General features: G+C 71.5%; 19 protein-coding genes. 15 read left to right on the top strand and 4 right to left on the bottom strand.

The genetic code is table 11. The features are described from left to right. The first annotated feature begins 49 nt into the window (after positions 1–49). The 4 genes from AVW11_RS17265 to AVW11_RS17250 all read left to right on the top strand — a co-directional run bounded on the left by AVW11_RS17265 (position 50) and on the right by AVW11_RS17250 (position 5,636). Positions 50–313, top strand: coding sequence for a UBP-type zinc finger domain-containing protein (locus tag AVW11_RS17265; protein WP_060177831.1), 264 nt, complete (start codon positions 50–52; stop codon positions 311–313). Further along, the gene (locus AVW11_RS17260) at positions 313–2,070 is read left to right on the top strand and encodes an FAD-dependent oxidoreductase (RefSeq protein ID WP_076044574.1); all 1,758 of its coding nucleotides are present in this window, start codon (positions 313–315) and stop codon (positions 2,068–2,070) included. The genes AVW11_RS17265 and AVW11_RS17260 overlap by 1 nt, the downstream gene beginning before the upstream one ends. Before the next feature lie 196 nt (positions 2,071–2,266). Beyond that, positions 2,267–3,370 carry a hypothetical protein gene (locus AVW11_RS17255; RefSeq protein WP_076044594.1) on the top strand — a complete coding sequence of 368 codons (1,104 nt, stop codon included), beginning with the start codon at positions 2,267–2,269 and terminating at the stop codon, positions 3,368–3,370. 100 nt (positions 3,371–3,470) lie between these two features. Further along, on the top strand, positions 3,471–5,636 hold the full coding sequence (locus tag AVW11_RS17250; RefSeq protein ID WP_076044572.1) for an FUSC family protein: 2,166 nt from the start codon (positions 3,471–3,473) through the stop codon (positions 5,634–5,636). Between the two features lie 133 nt (positions 5,637–5,769). On the opposite strand, the gene AVW11_RS17245 is transcribed toward AVW11_RS17250, so the two are convergent. Together AVW11_RS17245 and AVW11_RS17240 are read right to left on the bottom strand one after the other, a co-directional pair. After that, complete coding sequence (locus tag AVW11_RS17245; protein ID WP_060177829.1) at positions 5,770–5,985, bottom strand: DUF6243 family protein; 216 nt, start codon at positions 5,983–5,985, stop codon at positions 5,770–5,772. 392 nt (positions 5,986–6,377) lie between these two features. Further along, on the bottom strand, positions 6,378–7,340 hold the full coding sequence (locus AVW11_RS17240) for a carbohydrate kinase family protein (protein ID WP_076044570.1): 963 nt from the start codon (positions 7,338–7,340) through the stop codon (positions 6,378–6,380). 230 nt (positions 7,341–7,570) lie between these two features. Here AVW11_RS17240 and AVW11_RS17235 point away from each other — a divergent pair, with 230 nt between their 5' ends. The 7 genes from AVW11_RS17235 to AVW11_RS17205 all read left to right on the top strand — a co-directional run bounded on the left by AVW11_RS17235 (position 7,571) and on the right by AVW11_RS17205 (position 18,887). Next, a complete protein-coding gene (locus AVW11_RS17235; RefSeq protein WP_076044568.1) occupies positions 7,571–8,599 on the top strand; it encodes a sugar ABC transporter substrate-binding protein in 1,029 nt (342 codons plus the stop codon). A gap of 146 nt (positions 8,600–8,745) precedes the next feature. Then, entirely contained in the window at positions 8,746–9,759 is a 1,014-nt protein-coding gene (locus AVW11_RS17230; protein ID WP_076044566.1) for an ABC transporter permease, read from the top strand. Then, entirely contained in the window at positions 9,756–10,592 is an 837-nt protein-coding gene (locus AVW11_RS17225) for an ATP-binding cassette domain-containing protein (RefSeq protein ID WP_030838514.1), read from the top strand. The genes AVW11_RS17230 and AVW11_RS17225 overlap by 4 nt, the downstream gene beginning before the upstream one ends. Positions 10,593–10,667: 75 nt before the next feature. Then, positions 10,668–11,699: a LacI family DNA-binding transcriptional regulator gene (locus tag AVW11_RS17220; protein WP_076044564.1), complete on the top strand. Its 1,032-nt coding sequence runs from the start codon at positions 10,668–10,670 to the stop codon at positions 11,697–11,699. Positions 11,700–11,861: 162 nt separating this feature from the next. Then, the gene (locus AVW11_RS17215; RefSeq protein ID WP_076044562.1) at positions 11,862–13,454 is read left to right on the top strand and encodes a sigma-70 family RNA polymerase sigma factor; all 1,593 of its coding nucleotides are present in this window, start codon (positions 11,862–11,864) and stop codon (positions 13,452–13,454) included. A gap of 402 nt (positions 13,455–13,856) precedes the next feature. Continuing rightward, a complete protein-coding gene (locus AVW11_RS17210) occupies positions 13,857–16,226 on the top strand; it encodes a non-reducing end alpha-L-arabinofuranosidase family hydrolase (RefSeq protein WP_076044560.1) in 2,370 nt (789 codons plus the stop codon). Positions 16,227–16,262: 36 nt separating this feature from the next. Next, positions 16,263–18,887 carry an RICIN domain-containing protein gene (locus AVW11_RS17205; protein ID WP_060177821.1) on the top strand — a complete coding sequence of 875 codons (2,625 nt, stop codon included), beginning with the start codon at positions 16,263–16,265 and terminating at the stop codon, positions 18,885–18,887. Positions 18,888–19,037: 150 nt separating this feature from the next. Here the strand turns inward: AVW11_RS17205 and AVW11_RS17200 are convergent, their stop codons facing one another. Beyond that, complete coding sequence (locus AVW11_RS17200; protein ID WP_030838523.1) at positions 19,038–19,838, bottom strand: inositol monophosphatase family protein; 801 nt, start codon at positions 19,836–19,838, stop codon at positions 19,038–19,040. Positions 19,839–19,979: 141 nt separating this feature from the next. Here AVW11_RS17200 and AVW11_RS17195 point away from each other — a divergent pair, with 141 nt between their 5' ends. From AVW11_RS17195 to AVW11_RS17180, 4 genes are all read left to right on the top strand, one after another. Continuing rightward, entirely contained in the window at positions 19,980–20,939 is a 960-nt protein-coding gene (locus tag AVW11_RS17195) for an Lrp/AsnC family transcriptional regulator (RefSeq protein WP_060177820.1), read from the top strand. Between the two features lie 219 nt (positions 20,940–21,158). Then, positions 21,159–21,506 carry a GntR family transcriptional regulator gene (locus tag AVW11_RS17190; protein WP_030838529.1) on the top strand — a complete coding sequence of 116 codons (348 nt, stop codon included), beginning with the start codon at positions 21,159–21,161 and terminating at the stop codon, positions 21,504–21,506. Next, entirely contained in the window at positions 21,503–22,471 is a 969-nt protein-coding gene (locus tag AVW11_RS17185; RefSeq protein WP_240528202.1) for a DUF1648 domain-containing protein, read from the top strand. The genes AVW11_RS17190 and AVW11_RS17185 overlap by 4 nt, the downstream gene beginning before the upstream one ends. Before the next feature lie 323 nt (positions 22,472–22,794). Beyond that, positions 22,795–23,289 carry a DoxX family protein gene (locus AVW11_RS17180; protein WP_076044556.1) on the top strand — a complete coding sequence of 165 codons (495 nt, stop codon included), beginning with the start codon at positions 22,795–22,797 and terminating at the stop codon, positions 23,287–23,289. Between the two features lie 72 nt (positions 23,290–23,361). Here AVW11_RS17180 and AVW11_RS17175 read toward each other — a convergent pair whose 3' ends face one another. Continuing rightward, the gene (locus AVW11_RS17175) at positions 23,362–24,360 is read right to left on the bottom strand and encodes an NADP-dependent oxidoreductase (RefSeq protein ID WP_060177817.1); all 999 of its coding nucleotides are present in this window, start codon (positions 24,358–24,360) and stop codon (positions 23,362–23,364) included. Positions 24,361–24,372 lie beyond the last annotated feature (12 nt).

Genomic DNA, 24,372 nt, shown 5'->3' with positions numbered 1-24,372 from the left:
CCACGGTGCGGTCACCGTCAGAGCCCCACGACACGGAAGGTGAACCCTCATGGCCACGATTCCCGACCCGCACTTCGCAATGGTGCGCCCCGTGACGCCCCGTACACCGGAGGGCTGCGAGGAGTGCCTCAGGGAGCATGCCCCGTGGGTGCACCTGCGCCTCTGCCTCACCTGCGGGCACGTCGGCTGCTGCGACTCCTCTCTCCTCAAGCACGCCAGACGGCACGCGGGGAGCGTCGGTCACCCCATAGTGCAGTCCTTCGAGCCGGGAGAGGACTGGCGCTGGTGCTTCGTTCACGAGGCCCTGGTCTGATGAGCGCGGCCGAGCACAAGCACGCTGCGTTCCGCGAGACACCTGACCGGTACGGGGCGTTCCCGCGCCTGACACCGGAGCAGCTCCTGGACCTGACCGCGCACGGTGAACGCCGCAGGGCCGCCGTGGGCGAGGTGCTGTTCTGCGAGGGCCAGCCGTTCCGCGAGTTCCTCGCGATCCTCAGCGGCACCGTCGAGATCCTCCACGACCACGGCGGGCCCGACGAGCGCACGGTGGCTGTACACGGCCCCGGCAGGTTCCTCGGTGAACTCGGGCTGCTGGAGGGCCAGGCAGCGTTCGACACCGCTGTGGTGCGGCGGGCCGGCGAGATCCTGGCCGTACCGGTGGAGCAGCAACGCGCCCTGGTCGGGCGCGACCCCGTCCTCGGCGACCTGATCCTCCGCGCCTATCTGAGCCGCAGGTACCTGCTCATCGGCCTCGGCGCCGGCTTCCGGATCCTGGGCTCGTGCTATTCACCGGACACGGTGCGGCTGCGCGAGTTCGCGGCACGCAACCGGCTGCCCCACCGCTGGGTGGATCTTGAGAGGGACAAGGATGCGGAGGCACTGCTGCGCCGGTTCGCCATCCCTACCGAGGAGACACCGGTGGTCCTCTGGAAGGGCGACAGGGTGCTGCGCAATCCGAGCAACGCCGAACTCGCCCGGCTCATCGGGCTGCCGGCCCCCGTCCCCTCTTCCGATACCGGACGGTGCGACGTGCTGGTCGTCGGTGCGGGCCCCGCGGGACTCGCCGCCTCCGTGTACGGCGCTTCCGACGGCCTCACCACGGTCACCGTCGACGCGGTGGCCACCGGAGGGCAGGCCGCCACCTCGTCACGCATCGAGAACTACCTCGGCTTCCCGTCGGGCATCTCCGGGGGCGAGCTCATCGAACGCGCGGTGCTCCAAGCCCACAAGTTCGGCGCCCGCCTCATGGTGCCGGCCCAGGTCACGGGGCTCACCCCGCAGGACGACGAGTATGCCGTCACCTTCTCCGACGGGTCCCGGGCCCGGGCCGGCGCCGTGGTGCTCGCCTCGGGCGTGTGGTACCGCAGGCTCGAAAGGCCCGGCCTGGAACGTCTGGAAGGCATCAGCGTCTACTACGCGGCGACGGTCCACGAGGCCAGTCTCTGCGAGGCGGATCCGGTCGCCGTGGTCGGCGGTGGGAACTCCGCCGGGCAGGCTGCGCTGTTCCTCGCCAACCACGCGTCCAAGGTCCACCTCCTCGTCCGGGGCGGTGATCTCAACGCGGACATGTCGCGCTACCTGGTGGACCAGGTGGAGCAGCACCCCAGGATCGAGGTGCTCCTCCACACCGAAGTACGGGACGCCGGCGGGGAGGAGAAGCTGGAGTCGCTGACAGTGGAGGACAACACGAGCGGTGAGCGCCGCGAGCTGCAGGCCTCGGCACTGTTCGTGTTCATCGGGGCCCGGCCGCGCACGGAATGGCTCAAGGGCGTGCTGGCCTTGGACGAGAAGGGCTTCGTCCTCACCGGCGCCGACGCCCGGGCGGTGGCCGACGCGAACCGGTGGGCCTCGCTGGGCCGCGATCCGATGCTGCTGGAGACCACCCTTCCCGGAGTCTTCGCCGCCGGCGACGTCAGAAGCGGCTCGGTCAAACGGGTGGCCTCGGCGACCGGTGAAGGCGCCATGGCGATCCGCCTCGTGCACGAGCACCGGGAAAGGCGGGGAAACCTCGTCACCGCCGGCCCCGAGGGACGCCGGCCGGTACCGGGCGGGTCCGTGTCCTCGCGCTGACCCTGCCCCCGACGGACCCCACAGGTGGCCCCGATCCACCACCACGGCGTCGGTGGACGCGCAGCACATGAACGTGAGCCGCAGGAGCAGCGTGTCACCGCGGCTTCGCCCTTACCCCGGGGCATCCTGTGAACCCTTGCAGTCCCGGAGAGCAGCCGAGGAGGATGGTCCGGTGTCGTCGCAGGGCGTTACGGTCGTGGCTCTCCTGGCGGATCCGGACGCGCCCACGGACATCGCGCGGCGCATGGCCCGGATACTTCCTGCTCGGCTTGCCGAAAGGGCGGGGCAGGGGCAACGGTTCGACGTCAAGGTGGTCAGTGAGCCCTTCACCTCAGGGACCGAGGACCCGCCCACCTTGATGCGCCGGATCATGGACCGCGGACGTGCGGAGGACTGGGACATCGTCGTGGCCCTCACCGACCTTCCGTTGCACTCGCACGGGCGCAGGATCGTCGTCGATCTGAGCCACGAACACGGCTTGGCGCTGCTGTCTCTTCCTTCCCTCGGGGGCTTGCGGCTGCAGACGCGGGCCGGGCGGGCCGTGGAAGAAGCCGTGCTCGGCTTGGCGGGTCCGCAGGCCACCGGAGCTGAGGGGCTTGCGCAGAGTCAGCCGCTTCGGGGCCCTTTCGCCGGTCGGCTCGCGCCTATCCATCGAGGCCAGGTCGGTGACGAGGAGACTGCCGATCTTCGATATGTCGTCAGCGGGCCGCGCGGCTACCTGCGGGTGCTCGTCGGTATGGTTCGCGCCAACCGGCCCTGGCGGCTGGTATCGGGCCTGTCGAAAGCCCTGGCGGCCGCACTCGCCACGGGGGCCATCGCCACCCTGGACTCCACCACCTGGAGCATCTCCGGGGCCCTGAGCGGGCCACGCCTCGTGATCGCCATGGTCGGATCCGTCGGGCTCCTGATCGGCTGGCTGATCGTGGACGGGGAGCTATGGCATCGATCAACAGGGGCCTCGCCGGAGGCGAGGCAGAGGGCCCGGCTCTACAACACCTCGACGGTCCTCACCGTCGGTATCGGGGCGCTCGTCTGCTACGCGGGTTTGATGGTCATCAACCTGGTGTGGGCGCTGTTCATCCTCAACGACCGAGTGTTCGCTTCCATGACAGGAACCCCGCTGCACGCCACGGCGTACTTGACGTTGTCCTGGTTCGTCGCCTCGGTCGCCACGGTGGCCGGCGCGCTGGGATCAGGCTTGGAGAGCGACGAGACGATCCGCGCAGCCGCCTACTCCACACGCGAGAAGGAACGTCGCCAGATGCTCCAAGACGACCACGGTGACCAGCTGGTGACCTGAGTCGCAGACGCGTCGGGGGCGGGTGGTCGTCCGGTCCGAAGATGTCGCGACGGCGGCGTGGCCGGCGCGACCCGGCTGGAGGCCCGGCTAGGCTCGTGCCGTGACGTGGCTGCGGGCCCTGCGGGAAGTCGTGCGATCCGGGCTCACGATCGAGGAGGCGCGACTGGAGCCCCTGCTCGCGTTGCGCACGGCTGCCGGGGTGGCGATCATCGTGGGGCCGGCGCTGTGGCTGGCCTCTCCCGAGTACGCCGCGTCCGCCGCCCTCGGTGCGTATTCCGCGGGCGCGGCCACCTTCCAGCGCACCTGGCGTCCACGCAAGGTGATCGCGCTCGGCGCGGGCGTCGGTCTGGCGTTCAGTACCTTCGTGGGCTATCTGGCGGCGGGGCGACTCGTGACGTTCCTCCCACTGCTGGCCGTATGGGCCTTTGCCGCGGGGATGGCGTGGGCCGTCGGATCGACCGCCGGGATCGTCGCGGCGACGACGGTCGGCAGCATGCTGGTGACCGTCACCCTGCCCACGAGCGTCGGGCGGGCTCTGGAGCAAGCCGGGGTCATCGCGCTCGGGGGCGTGGCACAAGCCGTGCTGATCCTGCTGTTCCCGATCCGCCGATGGGGGGCGCATCGTGACGCGCTGGCCGACGCCCTGGCCGCCGTGGCGGACCACGCCCGTCGGTTGCGTCACGACCCGACCGCCCCGTTCGACCCGGACCCGTTGATGACCGCCCGGGACGCGGCGGCCGTGACGCCGTCACAGGCCCGCACCCGCCCCACCGTCCTCCACGGTCCGCGGGGACTCGCCGAGCGCATTCTGCCGGCCCTCGCCGCGCTCGCCGACCCGGACGTCGGCGCCCCGGCGGAGGGAGCCGGGCGGGACCGCGCGCGGGAGTTGCTCGACGCGGCCGCCCACGTGCTGGACGCGGCCGCCCGTTCGATCCGCCGTGGCACCCCGGCGGAGGTACCGCCCGGGAGCACGGACGTCCTGCGCGTCGACGAGGACCACGAGGTGCTGGAGGGGCCCGCGCGGCAGGCCGCCGAGCGGCTCGTGAAACTGCTCGGCGAGGCCCTCGAGATCGCCGGGACCGGCAGCACGCGTGGGAGGACGCCCACCCCGCGCGGCCCCGCGGACGCCCGGTTCCTGGTGCGCCCGACCATGTTGCCGCTGGTCCCGGTTGTCGTGCGGGCGGTCCGCCGGGAGCTCCGCCGGGACTCGCCCGTGTTCCGGCACGCCGTCCGCCTGGCGGCGGTGGCCGTGCTCGGCTATCTCATCGCCACCTGGCTGCCCCTGGGCCACGGCTATTGGGCGCCCATCGCCGCGGTGATGGTGATGCGGCCGGACTTCCACCAGACGTACGCGCGTGCGGTCGCCCGTCTCGCCGGGACCCTGGCCGGGGTCGCGCTCGCCACCGGGATGGCGCGGGCCCTGGGCCCCGACGCCCAGCTGTTCGGTGTGCTGGCAGTGGTCTCGGCAGGTCTGTCCTACACGCTGATCCGTACCGGCTACGCCTACTCCCAGTGCTTCACCGCCGCGTACGTCGTCTTCCTGCTCGCCATGGGCGGCCAGGCATGGGAGCAGACGGTCCCGGAGCGGGTGGTGCTCACTCTGCTGGGCGGGGCCCTGGCAATGCTGGCGTACGCGGTGTTTCCCGCGTGGGAGACACCCCGGCTGCCGGGCCGGCTCGCGGACTGGCTCGCCGCGAACGGCCGCTACGCGGCCGCAGTGCTCCGCAGCTACGCCGAACCGACCAGGGAGCATCGCGCCGACATGCGCCGGGCCCAACTGGCGAGCAGGGAGGCACGTGCCGCCTGGGACGAGGCGTACGACCAGGCACGACAGGAACCGGTTCCCCCCGGGGGCCTGACCTCCCGCGAGGCGGAGGAGGCGGAGGAGGCGCTCAAGGGGTTCGACAGGGCGGCGATGCTCATGGAGAGCCACGTCCCGCGGGCCGGCAGCCCGCGCGCGCCCGAGGTGGAGCGGCTCGCCGAGGCCATGGAAGCGGACACCGCCCAGGCTGCGGTCGCCATGCGCGAGCACAGGAACCCGGACTGGGGGCGCGTGGAGGAGGTGCTCCAGGCCTGGCCGGACGCCGCTGTGGATCGGAGCCCCGTGGTGCGCCGCGGTGCGGAACTGCAAAAGCAGGCCTTGGAGGACCTCGCGACGGCCGTGAGCCGTACACCACTGGAACGGGACATGGGTTCTGCTCGCGAGCAGCGGCGGACGCGGGCCGCCTTGGCCGCGGAAGGTGACGACTCAGCCCGGGGTTGGTGACGGCTCCGGCGACCTTGACGGTGAGGCGGACGGCGGGGAGCGGCACGGCCACGAAGGGCGCGGTGTGCCAGCCGCCGCCGCCCACGGACGATCCGGGGTGGATCACCTCGACGAGGACCGCTGCGGCGGTGCGTCAGCTCTGTGCGGGTTCGCCGCCCGCCTGCCCGGCGTCCTCAGCTGCGCCTGTCTTCTCGCGCATCTTGCGTACCAGCTCCGCCTTCTTGTCCGCTGCACTCTGGCGGTCGGAGTTGCGGTGCGGACCGTTGTTCTGCCGTTCGGCGCGGGACAGCCTCTTGCGCTGGCCGCCGCCCTGGCCCACGGGGTTGTTGATGTTCTTGCTGTCGGTCACGGGTTCTCCCGGTGGTGATGTGAGGTGATCTACGGATTCATCGGTGGGGGACGGGCGGCGACGCCGAAGGACGTCAGCAGAGGCCCGTCACGCTCTCACTCGTGAATCGGCGTCTGGAAGAACATGACAAAGACGTTACCCGGTTCCCTCGGCCCCGCACACCAACCTCTTCGCCGCCCCGGCGTCGGCCGGGCTTCGCCGAGCGCCCGGAGGCAGCCGATTCCTTCCGGGAATCACCGCACCCGCCGGCGTCCGCCGGTGGTCGCCACCCGCCCGGGGCAGGTCCGGATGCGCGTTACGGGGCCGCCCGCCGTCGTGGCCCGATGGTGGGCGCGATCCGGCCGACACGGCAACGGTCCGGGCGGGACGGCCCGGCGCGGGCTGTCCGCGCGTCAGACGCCGCCGACCGCCGCGAACTGCTCCAACTGGCTTCGCCACGGCGGGTTGGGGCCGGGGACGGAGCAGGTCAGGGCCGCGACGTGGGCGGCGAACCGGCAGGCTTCCGCCACGTCTTCGATGCCGACACCGGCCAGACGGCCGCCGAGGAGGCCGTGGTTGCCCAGGTGGTGCAGCAGCCCGGCCGTGAAGGAATCCCCCGCGCCGACCGTGTCGACCACCCGTGTGGCCACCGCGGGCAGTCGCAGTCGCTCGCCTTCGAGGGAGGCCAGGGCGCCCTCGGCGCCGAGCGTGATCACGACGAGGCGGACCCCGGCGGCGTGCCAGGTGTCGCACGCCTGCTCGGGCGGGGTGCCCGGCAGGAGCAGCTCCAGGTCGTCCTCGCTCAGCCGCAGGATGTCGGCGAGGCCGCACCAGCGCGTCAGCCGGTCGCGGTAGGCCTCGGGGCGCTCCAGCAGCGGCCGAACGTTGGGGTCGATGCCGATGGTGGCCTGCCGAGAGGCCGCTGCCAGGAACTCCTCGATGACCGCCCCGCCGGGTTCCCGGACCAGAGCCAGTGACCCGGTGTGCACACACGCCGTCTCGGACAGGTCCACCCTCGCCAGTTCCCCCGGGGACCACTGCCAGTCGGCCGTGTTCTGCGCATGGAAGGAGTACGCGGCCTGCCCGTGGGCGTCCAGCTCCGCCACGGCCAGCGTGCTGGGCTCGCCGGCGGCGACGGCGCACGACAGGTCCACGCCGGATGCCTCCAGATGGGCCCGGAACAGGCGGCCGAACACGTCCCCGGACAGGCGCGCGAGGAAGCGGGCCGGGGTGCCGAGGCGGGCCAGGGCCACCGCCGTGTTCGCGGGTCCGCCGCCCGGGAGCACCCGCAGGGCGAGTTCGTTCGAGGCGTTCGACGGTTCGGTGAAGGCGTCCGCGACGCACTCTCCCAGAACAGTGATCTGACGCGGGCTCATGGGCTGCTCTCTCTCGGATGGACTCGGAAAGGACCGGGCAAGGGCGGCGCGGAGAACGAGATGGCGGACGTTGCCTGCATGTGACGAGGGGAAGGCATTGACGTTGCCGGGATCGGGAGTCCATCATCCTCGCCAGGCGGTGTCAACGATGACATAAGTCAACGATGACATCCCGAGCGGTGTGCTCTCCTCCCCATCCCGTGCCGCTCGCCATCCCACAGGAGCCGATCATGTCCAGCACGACTCGCCTTTCCTCCTCCCTGCTCAAAGCCGTCGCGGCCGCGGGCGCCGCGGCCCTCACCCTGACGGCCTGCGGCTCCGGCTCCGGCTCCGGGCCCGCGTCGGGCTCCACGGGCTCCGGCTCGGGCAGCGTCAAGGTCGGCCTGATCACCAAGACCGACACCAACCCGTTCTTCGTGAAGATGAAGGAGGGCGCGCAGAAGGCCGCCAAGGAGAACGGTGCCGAACTGTCCACCGCCGCAGGGAAGTTCGACGGGGACAACGCCGGACAGGTCACCGCCGTGGAGAACATGGTCGCCGCCGGGGTGAAGGGCATCCTGATCACCCCGAGCGACTCCAAGGCGATCGTGCCCGCGATCCGGAAGGCCCGCGCCAAGGGCGTCCTGGTCATCGCTCTGGACTCCCCGACCGACCCCGAGAGCGCGGTCGACGCCCTCTTCGCCACCGACAACGTCAAGGCCGGCGAGCTGATCGGCGAGTACGCCAAGGCCGCCATGAAGGGCAGGAGCGCGAAGATCGCCACCCTCGACCTGGCGCCGGGCGTCTCCGTCGGCGTCCAGCGGCACGACGGTTTCCTCAAGGGCTTCGGCGCCGACGACAAGGACGTCCTCTGCGCCCAGGACACCGGCGGCGATCAGGCCAAGGGCCAGACGGCGATGGAGAACTGTCTCCAGAAGGAACCCGACATCAACGTCGTCTACACCATCAACGAGCCCGCCGCGCTGGGTGCGTACACCGCGCTCAAGGCCAAGGGCCGGGAGAAGGACGTCCTGATCGTCTCCGTCGACGGCGGCTGCACCGGCACCCAGGCCGTCAAGGACGGCAAGATCGCCGCGACGTCCCAGCAGTACCCGCTGAAGATGGCCGCCGAGGGCGTCAAGGCCGTCGTGGCGTATGCCAAGGACGGCAAGAAGGCGTCCGGCTACACCGACACGGGCGTCACCCTGATCACCGACACGACGCAGGCCGGGGCCACGTCCAAGGACACCGCCTACGGCCTGGAGAGCTGCTGGGGCTGAGCCGCCCCCCGAGCACCGTACGACTGCGCCTCTGCCCTCAGCGCGGCGGCCGTCCCTTCCGCCCTGACCGGGGAGGGCCGCCCGCTCGTCCTCCCGTCCTCCTCCGACGAAGGACAACGACCTCTGTCTCCCGACAAGGACCTCGCATGACTGCCACGTCCACGCCCGCGACCACAGACTCGCCGTACGCCAGCCTCGCAGCACCGACCACGGCCCGCAGACTGCTCACGGCGCCGACCACCGGCCCCCTGGTCGCCCTCCTCCTGGCCTGCGCCTTCTTCTCGCTCTCGACCGAACAGTTCCTCACCGGCGGGAACTTCTCGCTGATCGTCCAGCAGGTCATGGTCGTCGGCACTCTCGCCATCGGCCAGACCCTGATCATCCTCACGGCGGGCATCGACCTCTCCTGCGGTGCCGTGATGGCGTTCGGCAGCATCGTGATCGCCAAGATGGCCGCCGAGGGCTCCCTGCCCCCGCTCGTCGCCATCGCGCTGGGCATCACCGTCTGCGGTGGCTTCGGGCTGCTCAACGGGCTGCTCGTGCAGAAGATCCCGCTGCCGCCGTTCATCGTCACCCTCGGCATGCTGAACGTGGCGTTCGCGCTGACCCACATCTACTCCGAGGAGCAGACGGTCACGAACCTGCCCGGCCCGCTGACGGCCCTCGGCGAGACCTTCCCGCTCGGCCACACCGACATCACCTACGGTTCCCTGGTCACCATCGCCCTGTTCCTGCTTCTCGCCTACGCGCTCAGCAGCACGGGCTGGGGCCGGCACGTCTACGCCCTGGGCAACAGCCAGGAAGCGGCCCGCCTGAACGGCATCCGCACCTCCCGCCTGACCATCGGCATCTACACGGTGGCGGGTCTGCTGTACGGTCTCGCCGCCCTGCTGCTCATCTCCCGCACCGGAGTCGGCGACCCGCAGGCCGGCCAGACCGACAACCTCGACAGCATCACCGCCGTGGTCCTCGGTGGCACCAGCCTCTTCGGCGGACGCGGCTCGGTCCTGGGCACCTTCATCGGCGTCCTCATCGTCGGTGTCTTCCGCAACGGCCTGCAACTGATGGGCGTCGCCTCCATCTACCAGACCCTGATCACCGGCGTCCTGGTGATCCTCGCGGTGACCGTCGACCAGATCTCCCGGAAGAAGACCCGATGACCGCCATCTCCTCTCCCACGCCCGTCCTGCAGGCCCGCGGCCTGGTCAAGCGCTACGGTCACGTCACCGCGATCGACGGCGCCGACTTCGACCTGATGCCCGGTGAGGTGCTCGCGGTCATCGGCGACAACGGAGCCGGCAAGACCAGTCTGATCAAGGCGCTGACCGGTGCGGTGGTTCCCGACGCGGGCGAGATCCGCCTCGACGGCGAGCCCGTCACCTTCGCCGGCCCGCAGAGCGCACGCGCCCACGGCATCGAGACGGTCTACCAGGACCTCGCCGTGGCCGCCTCCATGGACATCGCCTCGAACATGTTCCTCGGGCGCGAACTGCGCCGCCCCGGCGTCCTCGGCAGCGTCCTGCGCATGCTCGACAAGAAGCGCATGCGCCAGGAGGCCGCCGAACACATGGCCGACCTGAAGATCGGTCTGCGCTCGCTGACCCAGGCGGTGGAGACACTCTCCGGCGGACAGCGGCAGGCCGTCGCCGTCGCCCGCTCCGTCGCCTGGGCCAGCCGCGTCGTCGTCATGGACGAACCCACTGCCGCGCTCGGCGTGAAGGAGTCCGGTCAGGTCCTGGACCTCATCCGCCGCGTCCGGGACAAGGGCATGCCGGTCGTCCTGATCAGCCACAACATGCCGCACGTCTTCGAGATCGCCGACCGGATCCACGTCCACCGGCTCGGTCGACGCGCCGCGGTGATCAGGCCCTGCGACTACTCCATGGCGGAGGTCGTCGCTATCATGACCGGCGCACTCAGCATCGACGAGGCCGGAGACACTGTTGTAGCGGATTCGGAAGCCGCGAAGGCCGCCGGCGTCCAGGCCATCTGACAGCACCAACACCGCTCTCGCAGTTCCGGCCGAGGCCGCAGCCGGAACCGAGAGCCCTCAGGAGACGGTTTCTCCATGGCAGCGAACCGCCGCCCCACCCTGGCCGACGTCGCCCGAGAAGTCGGCGTCAGCGCCAAGACGGTCTCCCGAGTCCTCAACGAGGACGGACCCGCCTCCGCGCAGACCAAGGAGCGGGTGCTCGCCGCAGTGGCCAAGCTCGGCTTCCAGCCGAACCTCATGGCCCGCAACATCCGCGTCGGCGGCCCGGACACCACCATCGGACTGGTCATCCCCGACCTCGCCAACCCCTTCTTCGGAGCCGTGGCCCGCGCCATCGAGGACACCGTCCGCGAACGCGGCCTGACCCTGCTCATGGGCTCCTCCGCGGACGACCCCGAGCGCGAACGCGCCCTGACGGACAAGTTCCTCGCCCGTCGCGTCAGCATCCTGATCGTCGTACCTTCCGTCGGCGCCGATCACTCCCACCTCAGGTCCCACCGTACGGCGGGACTGCCCGTGATCTTCCTCGACCGCCCCGGAGCCGGTCTCGCCACGGACAGCATCGTCAGCTCCAACCGTGCCGGAGCCCACGAAGGCGTCGCCCACCTCATCGCCCACGGCCACCGGCGCATCGGCTTCGTCGGCGACCTGCCCGAGAAGCTGTACACCCGCCGCGAACGTCTGGCCGGCTACCGCTCGGCCCTGGAGGAGGCCGGCATCCCCTACGACCGCTCGCTCGTCGTCAACGCCCACGACCAGCAAGGGGCCGAGGCCGTGACCTCCCGGTTGCTCGACCTGGCCGATCCCCCCACAGCCCTGTTCGCCGGCAACAACATCATGGCGCTGGGCATCGTCATCGAACTGGCCCGCAGCAGGCGCAAGCAGGTGGCCGTCGTCGCCTTCGACGACGTATCCCTGGCCGAGGCCCTCGAACCGGCCCTGACCGTCGTCGTCCAGGATCCCGAGGAACTCGGCAGAACGGCAGCGGCCACCGCCCTGAACCGACTCGACGGCGACCGCTCCCGCGGCCGCACCGTCACCGTCCCCACCCGACTGATCGTCCGAGGATCGGGCGAGCAACCCGCACCCGGCCCACGGGGCGCTTGACCGGGGGCGCCTCCGGCCGGGCCCGGCCCGAGCCGTCCTGGCCGAGGGCGTCGAGGCAGTCCTCGGCCGGTCCGGCCGAGGCGCAGGCTTTGGCCGTATGCCTTCGTCGCGGCTAGGGTGTGCCGCCGTACTCGGCGGATCGCTCCCCTGAAGAAGGTGGGAATGGGGCTCAAGGACGCAGACCACGCGGATCTGGTCGTCGCGGCGCAGGCCGGTGACGAGCGGGCGCGCGAGGAACTCATCGCCGCATACCTGCCGTTGCTGTACAACATCGTCGGGCGGGCGCTGGGCGGACATGCCGACGTCGACGACGTCGTCCAGGAAACCCTGCTGCGTGTGGTGCGTGACCTGCCCGACCTGCGTGCCCCGGAGAGCTTCCGGTCCTGGCTGGTGGCGATCACGCTCCGCCAGATCAACACCCACTGGCTCCGGCACCATGCCCTCGCCGACCGGACCACGGGCATCGACGAGGCACGCCGGATACCGGACGCCGGCGCCGAACCCGTGGACGTGACGATCCTGCGGCTGCATGTGTCGGACGAGCGCCGTCGGGTCGTCGAAGCCGGCCGGTGGCTCGACCCGGACCATCGGATGCTGCTGGCGCTGTGGTGGCAGGAATGCGCCGGCCTGCTCAGCCGGGAGGACATGGCCGCCGCCATGGGGCTCACGGTCGCGCACGTCGGAGTACGCCTGCAACGCATGCGCGAACAGCTGGAACTGTGCCGGACGATCGTCGCCTCGCTGGAGGCCGACCCGCGCTGTCCCCAGCTGGACGAGACCGTCGTCGGCTGGGACGGACGCCAAGCATCGGTGTGGCGCAAGCGGATCGCGCGGCACACCCGTGACTGCCGGGTCTGCGGGGCGACGTCGGCAGAACGGGTACCGGCCGAACTGCTGCCCCTCAGCCTCACGACGCTGGCCGTCCCGGCCGCACTGATCGCCGCACTGGCCGCCAAGGGCTTGCTGTCCGGTACGGCCGCGAGCGCCGCCGGGCTGGCCGCGGCCCCCGTCGCCGTCGGCACGGCGACGGCGACGGCGACGGGGGGAGGCGGTCTCCACGGCGCTCTGATCGGCAAACTCCAGGCGGTGACCGCCCATCCGCTGATGAGCCTCGCGACCGGCGCGGTGCTCGTCGCCGGAACCGTCACCTACGCGACCTGGCCCGAACCGGCGCCTCGGGTGCCCGGCGCCACCGCCGCTCCCACGGCCGCCGCTCCCACGCCCCTTCCCTCGCGCACCACCACCTCGGCCGGACCGTTCCCGGTGAGCCCGCCCCCGGCGAGCCCGTCCCCGGTCGGCCCGTCCGCCGTCGCGGGCACCGTCGCGCTGGGCGCACAGTCGCTGGAGTCCGCGGACAGTCCCGGCCTGTTCGTCACGTACACGGGCGACTTCGCGTCGCTCGGCGGCGTCGCCGCGTCCAGCAGCGCGCAGGCACGACAGCGGGTCACCTTCACCGTCGTCGGGGGGCTGGCCGACCCGCGCTGCGTCACCTTCCGCGCCGCGGACGGCCGGTATCTTCGGCACCACTACCTGCGGCTGCGGCTGAGCACCGACGACGGCAGCGCACTGTTCCGTGAAGACGCCACCTTCTGTCCTCGTCCCGGGGCGGTCGCCGGGTCCGTGACCCTGCACGCGCACAACTATCCGGGTTCGGTCCTGCGCCACCGCGACGGCGGCATCTGGCTCGACGGCTCCGACGGCACGCGGGCCTTCGCCGGCCAGGCGTCCTTCATCGTGCGCACCCCCGGCGCCTGAAGCACCACTCCACGGGCGGTCCCCACCGACGCGCACGGTCCCGGCCGGTGATCCTCCAGCACCATTCCCCACGGTGGCGCCCCACCGCGGCCGGCGTTCACCGCAGACCAGTGCAACGCCCCTCTGCCGCGGGTGCGGCCTTCCCACGGCGCCCGGCATAACACTTTCCGCCCGCGAGATGCATCACTGGGCAATCCCGCGGGCGGCGCCACTTTTCTGTTACGAGAGCGCGTGCTCGCAAGCCTCCACTTCAGGGGTGTCCTTCCCGCCGCCGTCATGACGTGCCGACGCGGCAGGGCCTCGACCTCCCCCACCGACGTATCCCCTGAAGAAAGCCCCTCACATGACGCAACACACCCACGAACCCGGAACGGCCGGTACGCAGGACCGCCGAGGAGAATCATGAAGGGCCTGCACCGGCTCCGCCGGGGTCGCCGGACATGGGCGGTAGGACTGTCGGCCACGGCGCTGGTGGCCGGCGTCGTGACGCTCCTGCCCGGCTCCGCCGGAGCCGCCGGCCTGGGCACCGAGGCCGGCCCCTCGGGCAGGTACTTCGGCACGGCCGTGGCCGCCGGCAGGCTCGGCGACCCCGCGTACACCGCGATCGCGGACCGGGAGTTCAACATGGTCACCCCGGAGAACGAGATGAAGTGGGACACCGTCGAACCGTCCCGCGGCCAGTTCAACTTCGGCCCCGCGGACCGGATCGTCGACCGTGCCCTGGCACGCGGTCAGCGCGTGCGCGGCCACACCACGGTCTGGCACTCGCAGCTCCCCGCCTGGGTCGGCTCCATCCGCGACGCTCAGACGCTGCGCGGTGTGATGAACCATCACATCACCACCCAGATGACCCACCACAAGGGCAAGATCTACGCCTGGGACGTGGTCAACGAGGCGTTCGCCGACGGCGGCAGCGGCCGACTGCGCAGCTCGGTCTTCCAGGAGGTGCTGGGCGACGGCTTCATCGAGGAGGCGTTCCGCACCGCCCGCGCGGCCGACCCGGCGGCCAAGCTCTGCTACAACGACTACAACATCGAGAACTGGTCGGACGCCAAGACCCAGGGCGTCTACCGCATGGTCAAGGACTTCAAGACCCGTGGCGTGCCGATCGACTGCGTCGGGCTCCAGAGCCACTTCGGGGCGGGCGGCCCGCCGGCGAGCTTCAAGACCACCTTGGCCGGCTTCGCCGCCCTCGGCGTCGACGTCCAGATCACCGAGCTGGACATCGCCCAGGCATCACCCGCCCACTACGCGAACACGGTCAGCGCCTGCCTGTCCGTGGCCCGGTGCACCGGCATCACCGTGTGGGGAGTCCGCGACAGCGACTCATGGCGCAGCGGCGAAAGCCCGCTGTTGTTCGACAGCGGTGGCAAGCCCAAGCCCGCGTACACGGCCGTTGTGAGCGCTCTCCATGCCGCCTCCGGTACCACCCCGGGCAAGCCGACCGACGGTACGGGGGAGATCAAGGGCGCCGCGTCCGGCCGCTGTGTCGACATCCCCGGCTCGGCCACCGCCAACGGCACCCGGGCGCACCTGTGGGACTGCGGCGGACAGGCGGGCCAGCGCTGGACCTACACCGCCGCCAAGCAACTGAAGGTGCACGGCAACAAGTGCCTGGATGCCAAGGGCAAGGGCACCACCAACGGCACCCCGGTGATCGTCTGGGACTGCAACGGCGGCGCCAACCAGCAGTGGAACATCAACACCAACGGCTCGATCACCGGCGTGCAGTCCGGGTTGTGCCTCGACGCCGTCGGCGCCGCCACCGCGAACGGCACCACGATCCAGCTGTACGCCTGCGCGTCCGTCACCAACCAGAAGTGGACCTGGACCGCCTCGTCCGGGACGGGCAGCGGCACGTGTGATCTCCCGACGACCTACAGGTGGAGCTCGACGGGTCCCCTCGCACAGCCGTCGCACGGATGGGCCGCGGTGAAGGACTTCACCCACGTGGTGCTGGGCGGCAAGCACCTGGTCTACGCGTCGAGCGCGTCGGGAACCTCCTACGGCTCGATGGCGTTCAGCCCCTTCACGAACTGGTCGGACATGGCGTCGGCCGGGCAGCTCCGGATGAGCCAGAACGCGGTGGCGCCCACCCTGTTCTACTTCGCGCCCAAGAAGATCTGGGTGCTGGCCTACCAGTGGGGTGCCTCGCCCTTCAGCTACCGCACGTCGAGCGACCCCACCGACCCCAACGGCTGGTCCGCGCCGCAGCCGCTGTTCACCGGCAGCATCCCCCGTACCGAATCCGGCACCGGGCCGATCGACCAGACCCTGATCGCCGACGAGAAGAACATGTACCTGTTCTTCGCCGGTGACAACGGCAAGATCTACCGGGCGAGCATGCCGATCGGGAACTTCCCCGGCAACTTCGGCTCCTCGTACACGACGGTCATGAGCGACACGGCGAAGAACCTCTTCGAGGCGCCGCAGGTCTACAAGGTCCAGGGCCAGAACAAGTACCTCATGCTCGTCGAGGCGCGGGGTGCGAACGAGCGGCGCTACTTCCGCTCGTTCACGGCCTCCAGCCTGAGCGGTGCGTGGACCCCGCAGGCCGACAGCGAAAGCAACCCCTTCGCGGGCAAGGCCAACAGCGGTGCCACCTGGACCGACGACATCAGCCACGGTGACCTGATCCGCACCAACCCCGACCAGACCATGACCATCGACCCCTGCAACCTGCAGTTCCTCTACCAGGGCAAGGCCCCCACCGCGGGCGGGCCCTACGACCAACTGCCGTACCGGCCGGGCGTCCTCACCCTGCAGCGCTGACCTGCCCGATCCACGGTTGCACAAGGAGAAACACCCATGAACAACCCCACCCCCACCGGGCGCCGCGGACGTCACCGCCGTCGCAGCACCGCCACCGCCCTGCTGCTCGGTGTGCCCGCCACCGTCGTGCCGTACCTCCTGTTCGTGCAGGACGACTCGCAGGCCGCGACGGTCGACGACAAGGCCTACTACAAGCTGGTCTCGGTCCGCAGCGGCAAGGCGCTGGACGTCAACGCCTTCTCCACCGCAGACGGCACCCGCATCCAGCAGTGGACCGATCAGAACACGGCCAACCAGCAGTGGCGGCTGCGGCCCACCGGCAACGGCTACTACGAGCTGGTGAACCGCAACAGCGGCAAAGTGCTCGGCATAGCGGGCGATTCGACCGCGCAGGCGGCTGCCGCCGAACAGCAGACCGACAGCTCTTCCGCCTCCCAGGAGTGGCGGATCGACGACGTGAGCGGTTCCGACGCCGTCACCCTCACCTCCCGCAGGAGCGGCCAGGTCCTGGACGTCTCCGGAGCCTCCACGGCCGACGGTGCGGCGGTCATCCAGTACGGCGGCCATGGCAGGACCAACCAGCAGTGGAAGCTGGTGAAGACGGCCGAGGCGCCGGCCACCGGGACCGGACCGTACGTGTGGAAGAACGCCCAGGTGGTGGGCGGCGGTTACGTCACCGGCCTGGTGTTCAACCCCCGGGAGAAGGGGCTGCTGTACGCGCGTACCGACATGGGCGGCGCCTACCGCTGGGACGCCGCGGCCGAGCAGTGGATCCCGCTGACCGACTGGCTCGGGGAGAAGGACTGGAACCTGCTGGGCATCGACGCGGTGGCCACCGACCCCGTCGACCCCGACCGGCTCTACCTCGCGACCGGCACCTACACCAACGACTGGGCCGGCAACGGCGCGATCCTGCGCTCCACGGACCGGGGCCGCACCTTCCAGCGCACCGATCTCCCCTTCAAGCTGGGCGGCAACGAGGACGGCCGCGGGGCGGGCGAACGGCTGGCCATCAACCCCTCGGACAACGGCACCCTGCTGCTCGGCACCCGCAAGAACGGCCTGTGGCGCAGCACCGACCACGGCGCGACATGGCGGCAGGTCTCCTCGTTCCCCGTCAAGGACGGGGCGAGCAGCGGCGCGGGCATCTCCTTCGTGACGTACGGCCCGGCCGGCAGCAACACGGTCTACGCCGGCGTCGCCGACAAGTCCACCTCCCTGTACCGCTCCACCGACGGGGGCAGCACCTGGCAGGCGGTCCCCGGACAGCCCACGGGCCAGTTGCCGCAGCACGGCGTGCTCTCCGGTGACGGCTCGCTGTACCTGACGTACACCAACGCCCTCGGGCCCAACGGCGTGACCGCGGGATCGGTCTGGAAGTACGCACCGGCCGGCGGAACGTGGAAGAACGTCTCCCCGTCCCAGGGCGGCTACGGGTTCTCCGGTCTGGCCGTCGACCCGCGCCAGCCGTCCACGGTGATGGTCACCACCCTCGACCGCTGGTGGCCCGAGGACGAGATCTACCGCACCACCGACGGCGGCACGACCTGGAAGGCACTGGCGGACAAGTCGGTGCGGAACGCCTCCGCCGCCCCCTACGTCGGCACCCACACCGGGCACTGGATGACCGCTCTGGCCATCGACCCCTTCGACTCCGGGCACGTGCTGTACGGCACCGGCAACGGCATCTGGCGCAGCAAGGACGCCAACGCCACCGACAGTGGCGGCACCAGCCACTGGACCGCGGGGGCGCGGGGCCTTGAGGAGACCGCGCTGATGGACGCGATCGCCCCGCCCGGCGGTGCCGCTGTCGTCACCGCCATGGGCGACCAGGGCGGTTTCCGCCACGACGACCTGACCAAGGTCCCGGCCGGGCGGCTGGGCAATCCGGTGATGACCAACAGCACGGACATCGACTTCGCCCAGTCCATGCCCTCGATGATGGTCCGCGTCGGCCGCGGCGGCGCGCAGGACGGCGCCTACTCCACCGACGGCGGCATCAGCTGGAACGGCTTCAAGGCCGAGCCGGTGGCCGGGGCCCAGGACGGCCGCGTCGCGCTCTCGGCCGACGGCTCCACCATCGTCTGGACCCAGGCCGGCCAGGTCCCGTACCGCTCGACGGACAAGGGGGCCAGCTGGTCGAAGGTCAGCGGCCTGGGCGCCGACGCCGTGGTCGTCGCCGACCGCTCCTCGGCCGGAACGTTCTACTCCCTGTTCCGCGGCACGCTGCACGTCAGCACCGACGGTGGGGCGACCTTCACCGCCCGGGCGACCGGCCTGCCCGCCGGCCGGCTCACGGCCGTCCCCGGCATCGCCGGAGACCTGTGGATCGCCGACGGCGGCAAGGGGCTGCTGCACTCCACCGACGGCGGCCGCACCTTCACCGCGCTCACCACGGTGAAGTCCGCCTCCGCCCTCGGCTTCGGCAAGGCCGCACCCGGCGCCTCCTACCAGGCTCTCTACCTGATCGGCACCGTCAAGGACGTCACCGGCGTCTTCCGCTCCACCGACAAGGGCGCCACCTGGCTCCGCGTCAACGACGACGCCCACCAGTGGGGCAGCATCGGCGGCGTCGGCGTCATCACCGGCGACCCGGACACCTATGGCCGCGTCTACGTCGGCACCAACGGCCGCGGCCTCCAGTACGGCGACCCCTCCTGAACCCGACAGCGGACGCACTCACGTTTCGACGTGTGAGCTGACACGCGACCACTGACGGACCGCCGCCCTCCGACCGGTGCACCATCCCGGTCGGAGGGCGGCCTGCCGGGTTCACCGGTTGCGGTGCAGCCGCAGCGCGGGGGCCGCCGCTCACGCGGCCTCGTGTGCGGGGACGGCCGCGAGCACCCGCAGCACGTCGGCGTGCAGCGCCGCCGGTGCGGCGACGAAACTGGGCGAAGCAGGCGTCCAGGCATGGCCGTCGGCGTCGGTGACCAGCGCCCCGCCCTCGCGGGCGATCAGTGCACCGGGGAGGAGGTTGTTCGCGTCCTCGCCGTACTCCCAGAACACGTCCACGTGCCCGGATCCCACCTGCGCGACCTGCAGGGCCGTCGGGCCGAGGTTGCGGACGGCGAGCGTGTGTCGCAGCATCGCCGTCAGCGAGGCGCCCGCCCGCTCCGGCTCCCTGTTGTACGGCGGCTGACTGGTGCACGCCAGCGCCGCCGACAAGTCCTTGCCCGAGGCCTTGAGCGGGCGGCCGTTGAGATGGGCGCCGCGGCCCTCCACCGCGGTGTAGAGGAAGCCCAGGTGCGGTGCGTCCAACACCGCCAGCACGGGACGGCCATCCGCGACCAAGGTGACCGTCACACCCCAGTACGGCAGCCCCTGGAGGAAGTGCACCGCCCCGTCGACGGCGTCGCACACCCACTGCTCCCCGGTCGCCGCCACCGCCGTGCCGATCTCGTCCGGGGCCCACCGGGCCTGCGGCCGAAGGGCTGCGAGCCGCTCGCGCAACAGCTCCGAAGCCGGCGCGTCGACCATCCGGAACACCGCGATCACCCCGTCGACGTCCGGACCGCCCACCGCCGACGCCGTGTGACGGGCCGCCACGAACGCCCCCACCTCACGAACCGCCTTCACCACGTGCGGCAGCAACTCCTGATACCCACTCATGCCGTGACTCCTTCACCGGTACGCGCCGAACGGCGCCCAGCCGGACCGGCCGCGGCTGCGGCGGCCCGGGCGCCACCACACCTACGTGAGCGGCGACCCGAAGAGCCCTCCCCCGAGCCGACATGGCGGATACTGCACTCCATGAACACCCGTGCTGCGGATTCCGGCGTCACGCTCGACGCACTGGACCGCAGCGTCGTCGGAGCCCTCCAGATCGACGGCCGCGCGGAGATCTCCCGCCTGGCCGCGGTCCTGGAAGTCTCGCCGCGCACCGTCGCCCGCCGCCTGAACCGACTCCTGCACACCGGAGCGCTGCGCATCGTGCGGGCAGCGGATCCGGCACAGGCGATCGGCTCCACCGTGCTTCGTGTACGGGTCCTGCGGGGCAAGGTCGACACCATCGCGCAATCGTTCGCCAGGCGGCCCGACGTGCTCACCGCCGACATCGTCCTGGGCGGGGAGGAGATCAACGTCGTCCTCACCGGCAGCCCGCTCACCCGCGACAGGCTGCTCCACCACCAGCTCCCCGCCACCGGAGCCATCACGGCCACCACCGCCCACAGCGTTCTTCACGTCTTCGCCGACGCGGCGCACTGGCGGGCCGACGTCCTGACCCCCGACCAGGTCTGCGCCCTCGCCCCCGCCCACGCCGGGTCCGGGACATGCGCAACGGACGCGCTCGACGACCGCCTCCTCGAACACCTGCGCCGCGACGCCCGGCTACCGCACGCCACCCTGGCCCAGCTCACCGGCACCCCGGAAAGCACCGTCCGCCGCCGGCTGCGCCGCCTGGCCGACGCCGGAATGCTGCGGACCCACGCCGTCGTCGACCCCCGCCTGCTCGGCATGGACATCGACGCCGCGCTCTGGCTCCAACTGCCGCCGGCACGGCTGCGGGAGGCGGGCCGGACCCTGGCCGCCCACCCCCACACCCACGCCGTCGCGGCCACCACCGGGCCCGCCAACCTGATCGCCGCCGTGTACTGCCCCGACCTGGCATCCCTGTACACCTTCACCACCGACGTGCTCGGCCCGCTCGGTGTCACCTCGGCCGAGACCGCGATCATCGCCAGAACCGCCAAACCCGTAGGCGCCCCGTAGGCGCCCGGGGCGGGCCCCCATCGAAGGTGCCCACCAGCGGGCGGGCCTGAACAGAACCGCAGGTGCCGTGACGCCCTCCGGACAGCCCGTCGGCCCGCAGTCGTCCCTCCCTCCCTGCCTGCCTGCCGGGCGGCCATGGAGCCTTCGCGCGCCCGCCAACTCACAGGGCAGCGCGAGTGGGTGCCAAATGACTCTGATGGTGCTAGCTTCATTAGCATCATGTTGCTGAGGCTGAACATCGCGGACAATCGCCCCCTGCACGAGCAGGTGGCCGGGGCCATCCGGAGGGCCATCGCCGAGGGGGAGTGTGCGCCGGGAGACCGGCTGCCCCCGGCGCGGGAGCTGTCGCTGGCACTCGGCGTCAACGCGAACACCGTCCTACGGGGGCTGCGCGCGCTGCGAGACGAAGGGCTGCTGGAGTTCCGGCGCGGCCGCGGCGTGACCGTGGCCGGCGGGGCGGCAGGCCGGTCGGCGCTGATGGAGCGGGTGCGGGAACTGGTGGCCGACGGAGCGCGCCTGGGCTACAGCAAGGGCGATCTCATGGAAATGATCAAGGAGGCGCAGTGAGAGACCGCGACGACCGTGGTGGCTCGAAGGACGGGGCTCCGTGGGGCGTGGCCGCGTGGGCGGCCGGGATCCTCGCCCTGCTCGTGGTGCTGCCGTTGACGGCACGGCGGGGGCTGAGGGAGCGGCTGGCGACGCACTGGGGCGGCTCGGGGGAGCCCGACGGGTCGCTGCCGCTGTGGGCGGTGGTGGTGGTGCCGGCCGTGATCTGGGCGGTGCTCGTCGCGGGCGCCGTCGTCTGGCGGGCGGCGCGCGGGTGGACGACGGTGGTCCTGGCCTCGGGCGGCGTGCTGCTGGCAGGGGTGCAGGTGTCGGTCGTCCGGGCGAATCTCTATGCCGCGGACTGGCGCGATGCGGACTCGGTGACCGTCGGGGCGGCGGTGACGGTCGCCGCGAGCCTGGCGGCCGCTCTCGCGGCGACTCGGGTCGGACATCGGCCCCGGGTGGCGGAGAAACCGGCCGGCGAGGGGCCGCGGATGGACATACCCGCAGGTGAGCGGCGGGTGTGGCTCTCCCGCACGGTGAATCCGTGGCTGGGTCTGATCTCGGCCGTCGCCGGGGTTGCGGCCGCCTCCGTACTGCTCATCGGGCTCAGCGGGCTGACGGAAACGATGTGGATGCTGATCGTGCCGCTCGCGATGGTATCCCTGGCCTTCCTCACTTGCTCCTCGGTGCGGGTGCTGGTGACCGGGCGGGGCGTGGAGGCGGCCTTCGGCCCGCTCGCGTGGCCGGTGCGGCGCTGGGCGCCGGCCGACATCGAGTCGGCGCGCGTCGAGACCCGCACGCCGGCGCAGGTGGGCGGCTGGGGATACCGGCTGAGCGGGCTGGGGACGACCGTGATGCTGCGGAGCGGTGAGTGCCTGGTGGTCCGGGTCAAGGGGAAGGACTTCGCGGTCAGCGTGGACGACGCCGAACGCGGTGCCGCGCTGCTGAACTCCCTGACCGGCATGCCCGCCGGACGCCCCTGATCCGGCCGGTGCGCCCTGCGGCTCGGGCAGGCCTCGGCAGGGGCCGCCCGAGTACCGCCGCTCGGCGCGCGTACGGTGGCGCCGGTCCGTCCGCTTCGCCCGCATGATCGCCGCCGTGGTGGTCACCGCCCTCGCCTGCGACGCGGCGGACGCGGCCCCCCGTCGTGCGCGTCGGCGCCGTCGTGGCCGCGGCCGGGCCGCACCCGCGCCCATGGCAACCGCGACACGCCGGACCGGGCGGCGCGGCAAACCGCCGGTGCCCTCTGGCGCGCGGGACGATCGGCCCCCCGGTACGCCGTGCGACGAAAGTGGGGCACCCTCACATGACGCAGCTCGACACGTGGCAGGCCAAGGCGGCCAGAACCGACGCCCCCGCCGCAACCGTCCTGATCCGCCTGTACGTGGGGGCGGTCTTCTTCTTCGAGGGCGTCCAGAAGTTCCTCTACCCCGACCAGCTCGGCACCGGCCGCTTCGACCGGGCCGGCATCCCCGCCCCCGGCCTCCTCGCGCCACTCGACGCCGTCTTCGAGATCGGCTGTGGCCTGCTGATCCTCGCCGGGCTGCTCACCCGGCTCGCGACGATCCCGATGATCGTGAACATGCTGGGCGCGCTGCTGATCACCAAGCTGCCCATCCTGTGGGGCGACGCCCCGCTCTTCGACGGCAAGTCCGGCTGGTGGGACCTCGTCCACGAGTCCCGCACCGACCTGGCCCAGCTGTGCGGCAGCCTCTTCCTGCTCATCGTCGGCGCGGGCGCCTACTCACTGGACGCCCACCTGAGCCGTGCCGCCGTCGCGGTCGGAGCGGTGGACCGCTGACCAGCCCCCCCGGGGCTTCTCCGCGCCCGGCGCCCGGGCCGAGCATCGCCGCCACCTGCTGTTGTCCGACGCTCACGAGTCCACCGTCAGTACGATCTTGCCTTGGATGTGGCCTCGCGCGGCTCGCGTGTGTGCGCTGCCCGCCTCGGACAGCGGGTAGGTACTGTCCACCGCGACCTGGAGCCTGCCCTCGTCGAACAGGCGCCCGATCTCGGCGAGCTGGGGGCCGTTGGACCGCACCTGAATGTTCGAGACGGTGATGCCCAGACGTGCCGTCTCCTGCGGGTCGTACTGGGCGAAGAACACCGGAAGCATGGTGCCTCCGCGCCGGAGCACGGTCAGGAAACGTGAGCTGTCCGGGCCGCCGACGGCGTCGATCACCAGATCGACGCCGCAAGCCACGTCCGCGACCTGCGTCGTGGTGTAGTCGATGAACTCGTCGGCGCCGAGCTTGCGCAGGAACTGCTCGTGCCGGCCCGAGGCCACCGCGACGACGTGCGCCCCCTGCCACTTCGCCAATTGCACCGCGAAGTGCCCCACTCCACCGGCGGCCCCGTTGACCAGCACGGTCATCCCCGGCGTGATCGGCACCGGCCGGTGCACCCGGCCGGTGAAAGGAGACGGCACGTCGTGGCCGAGATCCACCAGGTACTGCCAGGCCGTCAGCAGGGCCATCGGCGCCCCGGCCGCCTGCACATGGCCGATACCGGCCGGCTTGTGAGCCAGGTCGGAAGCCGGCGCGGCCACGTACTCGGCGTACGCCCGGCCGTCGAATCCGGGGAACCGCAGCATGCCGAAGACCTCGTCGCCGACGGCGAACCCCGGCACGTCCGGAGCGACCGCCTCGACCACGCCCGACATGTCCGTCCCGGGGATCAGGGGGAACTCCAGCGCCGGCCTCATCTCGGCCGGCATCACCCTCATCCCCTCACGCAGGTACCAGTCCGGCGGGTTGATGCCCGCCGCGTGCACCCGGACGAGCACCTCGCCCGGGCCGATCTCGGGAACCGGCACCTCGTCGTACCGCAGGACTTCCGGTCCGCCCGCTTCGTGGAACTGGATCGCCTTCATCGCGCCTGTCGC

Source organism: Streptomyces amritsarensis (genome assembly GCF_001953875.1).
Classification (GTDB): Bacteria; Actinomycetota; Actinomycetes; order Streptomycetales; family Streptomycetaceae; genus Streptomyces; species Streptomyces amritsarensis.
The sequence above is the reverse complement of the archived record's forward strand: the minus strand, read 5'-3'. Positions and strand labels throughout refer to the sequence as shown.

Coding starts and splice junctions, on each gene's coding strand:
- AVW11_RS17265 (WP_060177831.1), top strand. CDS start 50: ATGGCCACGATTCCCGACCCGCACTTCGCAATGGTGCGCCCCGTGACG.
- AVW11_RS17260 (WP_076044574.1), top strand. CDS start 313: ATGAGCGCGGCCGAGCACAAGCACGCTGCGTTCCGCGAGACACCTGAC.
- AVW11_RS17240 (WP_076044570.1), bottom strand. CDS start 7,340: ATGAGCCCGCGTCAGATCACTGTTCTGGGAGAGTGCGTCGCGGACGCC.
- AVW11_RS17235 (WP_076044568.1), top strand. CDS start 7,571: ATGTCCAGCACGACTCGCCTTTCCTCCTCCCTGCTCAAAGCCGTCGCG.
- AVW11_RS17230 (WP_076044566.1), top strand. CDS start 8,746: ATGACTGCCACGTCCACGCCCGCGACCACAGACTCGCCGTACGCCAGC.
- AVW11_RS17225 (WP_030838514.1), top strand. CDS start 9,756: ATGACCGCCATCTCCTCTCCCACGCCCGTCCTGCAGGCCCGCGGCCTG.
- AVW11_RS17220 (WP_076044564.1), top strand. CDS start 10,668: ATGGCAGCGAACCGCCGCCCCACCCTGGCCGACGTCGCCCGAGAAGTC.
- AVW11_RS17215 (WP_076044562.1), top strand. CDS start 11,862: ATGGGGCTCAAGGACGCAGACCACGCGGATCTGGTCGTCGCGGCGCAG.
- AVW11_RS17210 (WP_076044560.1), top strand. CDS start 13,857: ATGAAGGGCCTGCACCGGCTCCGCCGGGGTCGCCGGACATGGGCGGTA.
- AVW11_RS17205 (WP_060177821.1), top strand. CDS start 16,263: ATGAACAACCCCACCCCCACCGGGCGCCGCGGACGTCACCGCCGTCGC.
- AVW11_RS17200 (WP_030838523.1), bottom strand. CDS start 19,838: ATGAGTGGGTATCAGGAGTTGCTGCCGCACGTGGTGAAGGCGGTTCGT.
- AVW11_RS17195 (WP_060177820.1), top strand. CDS start 19,980: ATGAACACCCGTGCTGCGGATTCCGGCGTCACGCTCGACGCACTGGAC.
- AVW11_RS17190 (WP_030838529.1), top strand. CDS start 21,159: ATGTTGCTGAGGCTGAACATCGCGGACAATCGCCCCCTGCACGAGCAG.
- AVW11_RS17180 (WP_076044556.1), top strand. CDS start 22,795: ATGACGCAGCTCGACACGTGGCAGGCCAAGGCGGCCAGAACCGACGCC.
- AVW11_RS17175 (WP_060177817.1), bottom strand. CDS start 24,360: ATGAAGGCGATCCAGTTCCACGAAGCGGGCGGACCGGAAGTCCTGCGG.